General features: G+C 73.8%; 9 protein-coding genes. 7 read left to right on the top strand and 2 right to left on the bottom strand.

Going from position 1 to position 9160, the window contains the following annotated elements; translation table 11 throughout:
• From PV341_RS31810 to PV341_RS31790, 5 genes are all read left to right on the top strand, one after another.
• Positions 1-396 (top strand): LLM class flavin-dependent oxidoreductase (locus tag PV341_RS31810; RefSeq protein ID WP_500359640.1); only part of this gene is annotated, 396 nt, incomplete at its 5' end.
• An 18-nt stretch (positions 397-414) separates the two neighbouring features.
• Positions 415-1953, top strand: a complete 1539-nt coding sequence (locus PV341_RS31805; protein ID WP_500359638.1) for an NCS1 family nucleobase:cation symporter-1 — start codon at positions 415-417, stop codon at positions 1951-1953.
• Between the two features lie 57 nt (positions 1954-2010).
• The gene (locus PV341_RS31800; RefSeq protein ID WP_500359637.1) at positions 2011-2829 is read left to right on the top strand and encodes an inositol monophosphatase family protein; all 819 of its coding nucleotides are present in this window, start codon (positions 2011-2013) and stop codon (positions 2827-2829) included.
• A complete protein-coding gene (locus PV341_RS31795) occupies positions 2826-4256 on the top strand; it encodes a phytoene desaturase family protein (protein WP_500321589.1) in 1431 nt (476 codons plus the stop codon). The genes PV341_RS31800 and PV341_RS31795 overlap by 4 nt, the downstream gene beginning before the upstream one ends.
• Before the next feature lie 66 nt (positions 4257-4322).
• The gene (locus tag PV341_RS31790) at positions 4323-5306 is read left to right on the top strand and encodes an aldo/keto reductase (RefSeq protein WP_500321588.1); all 984 of its coding nucleotides are present in this window, start codon (positions 4323-4325) and stop codon (positions 5304-5306) included.
• Between the two features lie 60 nt (positions 5307-5366).
• On the opposite strand, the gene PV341_RS31785 is transcribed toward PV341_RS31790, so the two are convergent.
• Positions 5367-6107 (bottom strand): SIR2 family NAD-dependent protein deacylase, encoded by a 741-nt coding sequence (locus PV341_RS31785; protein WP_500359635.1) that lies wholly within the window; start codon positions 6105-6107, stop codon positions 5367-5369.
• A gap of 48 nt (positions 6108-6155) precedes the next feature.
• On the opposite strand from PV341_RS31785, the gene PV341_RS31780 reads away from it, so the two are divergent.
• Positions 6156-6440, top strand: coding sequence for a cupin domain-containing protein (locus PV341_RS31780; protein ID WP_500359633.1), 285 nt, complete (start codon positions 6156-6158; stop codon positions 6438-6440).
• A 42-nt stretch (positions 6441-6482) separates the two neighbouring features.
• On the opposite strand, the gene PV341_RS31775 is transcribed toward PV341_RS31780, so the two are convergent.
• The gene (locus PV341_RS31775; protein WP_500321584.1) at positions 6483-7301 is read right to left on the bottom strand and encodes a nucleotidyltransferase domain-containing protein; all 819 of its coding nucleotides are present in this window, start codon (positions 7299-7301) and stop codon (positions 6483-6485) included.
• Positions 7302-7342: 41 nt separating this feature from the next.
• Between PV341_RS31775 and PV341_RS31770 the strand changes: the two genes are divergently transcribed.
• Entirely contained in the window at positions 7343-9142 is a 1800-nt protein-coding gene (locus PV341_RS31770) for a gamma-glutamyltransferase family protein (protein ID WP_500359632.1), read from the top strand.
• The last annotated feature ends 18 nt before the right edge of the window (positions 9143-9160 follow it).

Here is a 9160-nt window from a genome sequence, read left to right as displayed (position 1 = left end):
TACGTCACCGAGGACGACTCCCCGCAGGCGCTGGCCCACGCCCGCGAGCAGTGCCGCTGGTTCGGCGGCATGGTCGGCAACCACGTCGCCGACCTGGTGGCCCGGTACGGCGAACACTCCGCCTCCGTGCCCGACGAACTCACCGACTACATCAAGGCCCGTCAGGGGTACGACTACTCCCACCACGGCCGTTCGGGGAACCCCGACACCACGTTCGTCCCCGACGAGATCGTCGACCGCTTCTGCCTCCTGGGCACCGCCGAGCGGCACATCGAGAAGCTGCGCGCCCTGAAGGCCCTCGGCGTCGACCAGTTCGCGGTCTACGACATGCACGACGCCAAGGAGTCCACCATCGACGCCTACGGCTCCACCGTCATCCCCGCACTGCGCGGCTGAGGGGGGAGCAGCGCACCCATGCCGGCCCCCACGCCGCCCGACCAGATCACGCACCCCGACGGCCGCGTCGAGCTCCGCCTCGACGCGGCCGTGCCGCACGGTCCGTACGCCAACGAGGACCTGCTGCCGATCCCCGTCGCCAAACGGCACTGGACCACCTACAACTTCACCGCGCTGTGGATCGGGATGGCGCACAACATCCCGTCGTGGACGCTCGCCTCCGGCCTGGTGGCCCTCGGCATGGACTGGAAGCAGGCGGTGTTCACCATCGCCCTGGCCAACGTCATCGTGCTCGCGCCGATGCTGCTCACCGGCCACGCGGGCCCCAAGTACGGCATCCCCTTCCCGGTGCTGGCCCGTTCCTCCTTCGGGGTGCGCGGGGCCAACCTCCCGGCGATGCTGCGCGCCGCCGTGGCCTGCGCCTGGTTCGGCATCCAGACCTGGATCGGCGGCCAGGGCATCTTCGTCCTCCTCGGCAAGATCTGGGGCGGCTGGGCGGGCGCCGCGCACGTGGCGGGCTACCCGTGGACGCTGTGGGTCTGCTTCCTCGCCTTCTGGGCGCTGGAACTCGCGATCATCTACCGGGGCATGGAGACGCTCCGCCGCTTCGAGAACTGGGCCGCGCCCTTCGTCCTCGTCGGCGCCGTCGTCCTGCTGGTCTGGATCACCAACAAGGCGGGCGGCCTCGGCCACCTGCTGGACCAGCCCTCCGCCCTCGGCTGGGGCGGGGACTTCTGGAAGGTCTTCTTCCCCGCCCTCATGGGCATGATCGGCTTCTGGTCGACCCTCTCCCTCAACATCCCCGACTTCACCCGTTTCGGGGCCGGGCAGCGCGCCCAGGTCTGGGGCCAGTCGCTCGGGCTGCCGACCACGATGACCTTCTTCGCCGTCCTGTCGGTGCTGGTCACCTCCGGCTCCCAGGCGGTCTATGGCGAGGCCATCTGGGACCCGGTCGAACTGGCCGGCAAGACCGACAACGTCATCGGCCTGCTGTACGCCCTGGTCACGGTGCTGGTGGCCACCATCAGCGTCAACATCGCGGCCAACGTGGTCTCCCCGGCGTACGACCTGTCCAACCTCGCGCCCCGGCACGTCGACTTCCGCACCGGCGCGCTGATCACCGGCGTCGTGGGGGTGCTGATCTTCCCCTGGAAACTGACCTCCACCCCCGAGCTGTACATCTTCACCTGGCTGGGCGTGGTCGGAGGTGTCCTCGGCACCGTGGCCGGCGTCCTCATCGCCGACTACTGGGTCGTCCGGCGCACCCACTTGGCGCTGCCCGAGCTGTACGAGGCAGGTGGCGGCCGTTACTGGTACCACCGCGGCTGGAACTGGCGGGCGGTGCTCGCCCTCGTCGTGGGCGGCCTGCTGGCGGTCGGCGGCTCGTACTCCACCGTCGACGCCGAGGGCCGCAAGCAGGGCCCGTTTCCCGTCGACGGCCTGATCCCGCTGCTGAAGCCGCTCGCGGACTACGGCTGGGCGGTCGGCCTGGTCAGCTCGTTCGTGCTGTACAGCGCCCTGATGCGGAAGGCGGGCCCCGCCGCACGGACGGCGTGAACCCGCCAAAGCCACCACGGGTGCGCGGCGCCGCGGACGATCTGGTCTGATGGAGGAGTGATCGATGACGCACTCTTCAAGGCGGTCGAGGACACGGTGCGCGCGACCGCCGAGGCGGAGGTCGTGCCGCGCTGGCGCCGGCTGAGCGCAGCCGACATCAGCCACAAGACCGGACCGGGCGACCTGGTCACCGTCGCCGACCGCGAGGCGGAGCTGCGGCTCGCCGAGGAACTGCCGGCGTTGCTGCCCGGTTCGGTCGTGGTGGGGGAGGAGGCCGTGCACGCCGACCCGGGCGTCCTGCGCCGCATCGGCGGGGACGACCCGGTGTGGATCGTCGACCCCGTCGACGGCACCGCCAACTTCGTCGCGGGCAGGCCCGAGTTCGCCACGCTCGTCGCGCTCGCCCGCGGCGGCGAGGTGCACGCCTCCTGGACGTACGTGCCGAGGCTGGCCCTCATGGCCACCGCCCGACGCGGCGGGGGCGCCCTGCTCAACGGCGAGCCGATCCGCACCGCCCGCGACTCCGGCGGGTCCGCGCTCACCGTCGCCACCTCGCAGTTCGCCTTCCTCGACGAACAGGAGCGGCGCCGGTTCGAGGGGCTCGGCACCGACGGCGTCGAGTCCCGTCAGTGCACCTGCGCAGGGCTGGACTACCTGGAGGTCGCCCGGGGCGCCATCGACGCCGTCGCCTTCACCTGGGAGTCGCCCTGGGACCACGCGGCCGGACTGCTGCTGGTCACCGAGGCCGGCGGCGCCAGCATCACCGCGGAGGGCGTGCCCTTCCGCATCGGCGGCGGCAACGCCTTCCCCTTCTCCGTGGCGCGCGACGAGGCGACCGCGCGACGGGTCGTCGACCTCATGGCAGGTGACCGATGAGCAGGGCACACGTCACGGACGTCATCGTCGTCGGAGCCGGGCCCAACGGCCTGACCGCCGCGGTCGAACTCGCCCGCGCCGGGCACTCCGTGGAGCTCTTCGAGGCCGGCGACCAGGTCGGCGGCGGCGCGCGCACCGAGGAGCTGACCCTGCCGGGCTTCCGCCACGACCCGTGCTCGGCCGTGCACCCGCTCGGCGCCGGCTCGCCCGCGTTCAACGCGATGCCGCTCGCCGACCACGGCCTGCGGTGGCTCCACCCCGAGCTGCCGCTCGCGCACCCCTTCGACGACGGCACCGCGGCGGTGCTGGACCGCACCGTCGGCGCGACCGCCGCCTCGCTCGGACCGCGCGACGCGGGCACCTACCGCAGGCTCCTGGCCCCGTACGTCGGCCGCTGGAAGACCCTCGCCCACGACTTCCTGCGCCCCCAGTGGCGGGGACTGCCCCGCGACCCGCTGCGCTTCGCGAGCTTCGGGCTGACCGGGCTGCCGCCGGTGTCCGTGCTCGCCCGGCTGTTCCGCGACGAGAAGGCCCGCGGGCTGCTGGCCGGTCTCGCCGCCCACGCGATCGCCCCGCTGACCAGCCCGCTCACCGGTGCGACGGCGCTGATGTTCGCCGTCTCCGGCCACGAGGTCGGCTGGCCGGTCCCGCGCGGCGGCTCGCAGTCGCTCGCCGACGCCCTCGCGTCCTACCTGCGGCTGCTTGGCGGCACCGTCCACACCGGCGTCATGGTCCGCAAGCTCGACGAGCTGCCGCCGGCGCGCGCGTACGTCTTCGACACCTCGCCGACCGCGCTGGCGCGCATCGCCGGGCTCGGCGACGCGTACCGGAACTACCGCTACGGACCCGCGGTCTGGAAGGTCGACTACGCCCTGGACGGCCCCGTGCCCTGGACCGCGGCAGAGGCCCGCCGGGCCGGCACCGTGCACATCGGGCCGAGCTTCGGCGAGATCGGCGACGCGCTGAACCGGGCGGTACGCGGCCGCCCGCCGCAGACCCCGTTCCTCATCACCGCCCAGCCCACCGTCGTCGACCCCGGGCGGGCGCCCGAGGGCAAGCACGTCTTCTGGGCGTACGGGCACGTGCCCAACGGCTTTCGGGGCGACGCCACCGAGGCCGTCGAGCGGCAGATCGAGCGCTTCGCCCCCGGCTTCCGGGACCTCGTCCTTGCCCGGGCGGTCAGCGGACCGGCCGAACTCGCCGCCCGCAACGCCAACTACGTCGGCGGTGACATCGCCAGCGGGGCCTTCGCCGGCCTCCAGACGGCCTTCCGCCCCAAGCTGCAGTGGAACCCGTACACCACCTCGCGCCCCGGGGTCTTCCTCTGCTCCTCCGCCAGCCCGCCCGGCCCGGGGGTCCACGGCATGTCCGGCCACCACGCGGCCCGCGCCGTGCGCCGCCACCTGGAGGGGACCGCCCGCCGGTAGCCCGGTAGCCCGGTAGCGCCCGCCCCGTCGGCCGCGGCCGGCGGGGCAGCGACTAGCATCGAAGGCATGGAGCAGCGCGTATTGGGCAGGACGGGCCGCAAGGTGTCCGTCGTGGGTCTCGGCACCTGGCAGCTGGGCGCCGACTGGGGCGAGGTCCGCGAGGAGGACGCACTCGCCGTCCTGGACGCGGCCGTGGCGGAGGGCGTGACCCTCTTCGACACGGCGGACGTCTACGGCGACGGACGCAGCGAGCAGCTGATCGGGCGCTACCTCCGGGAGCGCCCGGACGCCGGGATCTTCGTCGCCACGAAGATGGGCCGCCGGGTCGCCCAGGTCCCCGAGAACTACGTCCTGGACAACTTCCGCGCCTGGAACGACCGGTCCCGGGCCAACCTCGGCGTCGACACCCTCGACCTGGTGCAGCTGCACTGCCCGCCGACCGCCGTCTACTCCTCGGACGCGGTCTTCGACGCCCTCGACACCCTCGTCGAGGAGGAGCGCATCGCGGCCTACGCCGTCAGCGTCGAGACCTGCGAGGAGGCGCTGACCGCGATCGCCCGGCCGGGCGTCGCGAGCGTGCAGATCATCCTCAACGCCTTCCGCCTCAAGCCTCTGGAGCAGGTCCTGCCGGCCGCCGCCGAGGCCGGGGTGGGCATCATCGCCCGCGTGCCCCTCGCCTCCGGCCTGCTGTCCGGCCGCTACACCAAGGACACGGTCTTCCCGGCCGACGACCACCGCACCTACAACCGGCACGGCGAGTCCTTCGACCAGGGCGAGACCTTCTCCGGCGTCGACTACGCGACCGGCCTGGAGGCCGCCGCCGAGTTCACCGCCCTCTCCCCGCAGGGCGCGACCCCGGCCCAGACGGCGCTCCGCTGGATCATCCAGCAGCCCGGCGTCACCACCGTGATCCCCGGCGCCCGCTCCGTCGAGCAGGCCCGCGCCAACGCCGAGGCCGCGGCCCTGCCGCCGCTGCCGCAGAGCACGCTGGACGCCGTGCGGGACCTGTACGACCGGCGCATCCGCGCCCAGGTCCACCACCGCTGGTGACCGCCGCGGCGAACCTGCCCTGAGCCGTGCCCCCGGACGATCCGTCCGGGGGCACGCGCGTCACCCCGCGGCGGCCTCGCGGGCGATCCCGTCCAGGAGCGCGGGCAGCGAGCTCCCGATCGGCTCGCGCACCAGCTCGTCCGCGATCTCGTCGTACGGCGTCGGCTCGGCGTTGACGATCACCAGCCGCGCCCCGTGCTCCGCCGCGATCCCGGCGAGCGACGCCGCAGGCTGCACCTGCAGGCTGGTGCCGACCGCGATGAAGACCGTGCAGCCCTTGGCGATGGCCATCGCGTTGCCCAGCACCACCGGATCCAGCCGCTGCCCGAACATGACGGTCGCCGACTTCAGGATCCCGCCGCACTTTCCGCACGCCGGGTCCGGCTCGCCCGCCCGGACCCGCGCCAGCGCCTGGTCCATCGGCGCCCGGTCGTGGCACCGCGTGCACACGACGGTGCGGGCCGTGCCGTGCAGCTCCAGCACCTTGCGCTCGGGCAGCCCCGCCATCTGGTGCAGCCCGTCGACGTTCTGCGTGATCACGCGCACCGCCACGCCCGACCGCTCCAGCCGGACGATCGCGTCATGCGCCGCGTTGGGCCGAGCCTCCAGCGTCGGGCTCTCCATGCGCATCCGCCACGACCTGCGGCGCACATCGGGATCGGCCATGTAGTGCTCGTACGTCACGAGCTTCTCCGCCTCCGGATCGCGCCGCCACAGCCCGTTCGGACCGCGGTAGTCCGGGATGCCGGAGTCGGTGGAGATACCTGCGCCACTGAGGACGGCTACGAGAGGCCTGGCCATGCGCCGAGGGTAGGACGGCTGGCGGCCCGGCGCGAACGTATATCGGGGGTGCCGCTCGCCCACCGGCCACACCCGCGTTCAGCGAAGGAGCACTTCCATCCGTTCGAGGAGATCTACTACCTGATCTCCGGACAGACGCGGTCCTTCTGTGACGGTGAGCAGGACCTGGCCGGGGTCGGCGACCTCGTCTTCGCGCCCGTCGGCGCGTCGCACGGATTCGCGGCCCTCGGCACGGAGCCTCTGTGCTGGATCGAGGTGCAGTCGCCGATGCCGCCGGCGAGCGGCGGGTTCACCTTCCACAACGACTGGGCGCAGCACACCAACATCGGTTGATCCGCTCGTCCGGCGCCGGGACCCGCGCGTTTCCGCCCGGGGTCAGCCCAGCGCCGCGCGGACGTCCGCGACGAGGGCGGCGGCGTCCTCCACCGCCGTGACCGGGTCGCCGAGGCCGGACAGCACCGCTTCGGCGCGGGACCGGAAGCCGGGCGGGGTGTCGGGGAGGGCGCCCGCGGCGGCGAGGGCGCCCTTCTCGTTGAGGCACCACACGCGGTGGTGGGCGTGGAGCGACTGCGTCAGCACCCCGACCGCCCGTGAAAGGCACAGGGCGGCGTGCAGGACGTCCCCGCCACCCGCGGACTTGCGGGCGTTCACGACCAGGAAGTCCGCCTCCCAGGAGGCCCCGACGAGGGCCTCGCGCAGCGGCTCCGGGTAGACCAGCGTCCGCTCGCGCAGCGCGGTCAGCTCACCCGCCGGGTCGGCCAGGACGCGGCCGAGGGCGACCTCACCGGCGTACACGGGGGACCAGAAGCCCAGCGGATGGCCGGCCTGGACACCGACCTCGTAGCGGCCGGCGCGGCAGTCGTCCCACACCCGCCCCACCCGGTCCAGGTCCCGCAGGATCCAGTCGACCTGGACGCCGTCGACGCGCAGCCACGCCCCGCCGTTCACCCAGGGACCCCAGCCGCCGGGGCCGGCGATCTCCACCGGTGTGCCCGTCGCCTCGTCGGCGAGCGCGGCGAGCGCCGCCAGGTCCGGTTCGCCCCGGTAGTACACGCCGAGGTCCCAGTCGGAGTCGGGGCGGTGCGTTCCGCGCGCCCGGCTGCCGCCCAGCATCACCGCGACCACACCGGGGACCCGGGCGAGCGACCGTGCCATGGAGGAGACTGGGGGTACGTGTTCGCGCTCGTGGGGCATCGTGCGAGTGTAGGTGCACCCCCGGCGCGAGGAGTACGGAATTGTTCACGACCCGGCCCACCCTCCAAGGCACCTTCGGCATGGCCTCCTCCACGCACTGGCTCGCCTCGCAGTCGGCGATGGCCGTGCTGGAGAGCGGCGGCAACGCCTATGACGCGGCGGTGGCCGCCGGGTTCGTCCTGCACGTGGTGGAGCCGCACCTCAACGGGCCCGCGGGCGAGGTGCCGATCATCGTCGCGCCCGCCGGCGGTCCGGTGCGCGTGCTCTGCGGCCAGGGCCCCGCCCCGGCCGGGGCGAGCGTCGACCACTACCGCGCGCTGGGCCTGGACTTCGTCCCCGGCACCGGTCCGCTCGCGGCCGCCGTGCCCGGTGCGTTCGACGCCTGGATGGTGCTGCTGCGCGACCACGGCACGAAGCCGCTCGCGGACGTGCTCTCCTACGCCATCGGCTACGCCGAGCACGGCCACCCCGCGGTGGAGGCGGTCGGCGCCACGGTCGGCTCCGTCCAGGCGCTGTTCGAGACGGAGTGGACGACCTCGGCCGAGCTGTACCTGGCCGGCGGCCGCCCGCCCCGGCCGGGAGACCTGCTGCGCAACCCCGACCTCGCCGCCACCTGGCGGCGGTTGCTGCGGGAGGCGGAGGCCGCCGGCAGCGACCGGGAGGCGCAGATCGAGGCGGCCCGGCGGGTGTGGCGCGAGGGCTTCATCGGCGAGGCGCTGGCCACCTTCGCCGCCCGTCCCGCGATGGACACCACGGGGGAGCGGCACGCCTCCACCCTGACCGGGGACGACCTCGTCGCGTACGAGGCGCACCACGAGGACCCGGTGACCTTCGACTGGAACGGCTGGACGGTCTGCAAGGCGGGACCGTGGAGCCAGGGCCCGGCTTTCCTGCAGCAATTGGCCCTGCTGCCGCCGGATCCCGCGGAACTGGAGTACGGCTCCGTCGACTACGTGCACACCCTGGTCGAGGGCACCAAGCTGGCGATGGCCGACCGCGAGGCCTGGTACGGCGACGCCCAGGACGACGTCCCCCTCGCCGAACTGCTGTCATCCGCCTACAACGACGCACGGCGCGCCCTGGTCGACCAGGCGAGGGCTTCCCACGAGCTGCGCCCCGGCAGCCCGCGCGGCCGTACGCCGCGGCTGCCGCACTTCCCGCTCCACGACGCCGCCGCGGCAACGGGATTCGACGCCATGGGCGTCGGCGAGCCGACCGTCGCCCACAACGGCGCGACCCGCGGCGACACGTGCCACCTCGACGTCGTCGACCGCTGGGGCAACATGGTCGCCGCCACCCCCAGCGGCGGCTGGCTCCAGTCCAACCCGGTGGTCCCCGGGCTCGGCTTCCCGCTCGGCACCCGCCTGCAGATGACCTGGCTGGAGCCCGGGCTGCCGAACTCCCTCACCCCGGGCCGCCGTCCGCGCACCACGCTCACCCCGTCGCTCGCGCTGCGCGACGGCGTGCCGGTGATGGCCTTCGGCACCCCCGGCGGCGACCAGCAGGACCAGTGGTCGCTGCACTTCTTCCTGGGCGTCGCCCTGCGCGCCCCCGTCCGCGGCGGCCTCGACCTCCAGGGCGCCATCGACGCGCCCAACTGGCACAACGACAGCTTCCCGAGCTCCTTCCACCCCCGGGAGATGCGGCCCGGCAGCCTCACCGTGGAGAGCCGCTTCGAGGAGTCCGTCATCGCCGGGCTCCGCAGCCGCGGCCACGACGTCACCGTTGCCGCCCCCTGGTCCGAGGGCCGCCTGTGCGCGGTGGCCCGCGACCCGGAGACCGGCGTCCTGTCCTCCGCGGCCAACCCCCGCGGCATGCAGGGTTACGCGGTGGGCCGCTGACCCGCCGCCCGGGCAGGC

The organism is Streptomyces sp. PA03-1a, assembly GCF_033792805.1.
Taxonomy (GTDB): domain Bacteria; phylum Actinomycetota; class Actinomycetes; order Streptomycetales; family Streptomycetaceae; genus Actinacidiphila.
The sequence above is the reverse complement of the archived record's forward strand: the minus strand, read 5'-3'. Positions and strand labels throughout refer to the sequence as shown.

Coding starts and splice junctions, on each gene's coding strand:
- PV341_RS31805 (WP_500359638.1), top strand. CDS start 415: ATGCCGGCCCCCACGCCGCCCGACCAGATCACGCACCCCGACGGCCGC.
- PV341_RS31795 (WP_500321589.1), top strand. CDS start 2,826: ATGAGCAGGGCACACGTCACGGACGTCATCGTCGTCGGAGCCGGGCCC.
- PV341_RS31790 (WP_500321588.1), top strand. CDS start 4,323: ATGGAGCAGCGCGTATTGGGCAGGACGGGCCGCAAGGTGTCCGTCGTG.
- PV341_RS31785 (WP_500359635.1), bottom strand. CDS start 6,107: ATGGCCAGGCCTCTCGTAGCCGTCCTCAGTGGCGCAGGTATCTCCACC.
- PV341_RS31775 (WP_500321584.1), bottom strand. CDS start 7,301: ATGCCCCACGAGCGCGAACACGTACCCCCAGTCTCCTCCATGGCACGG.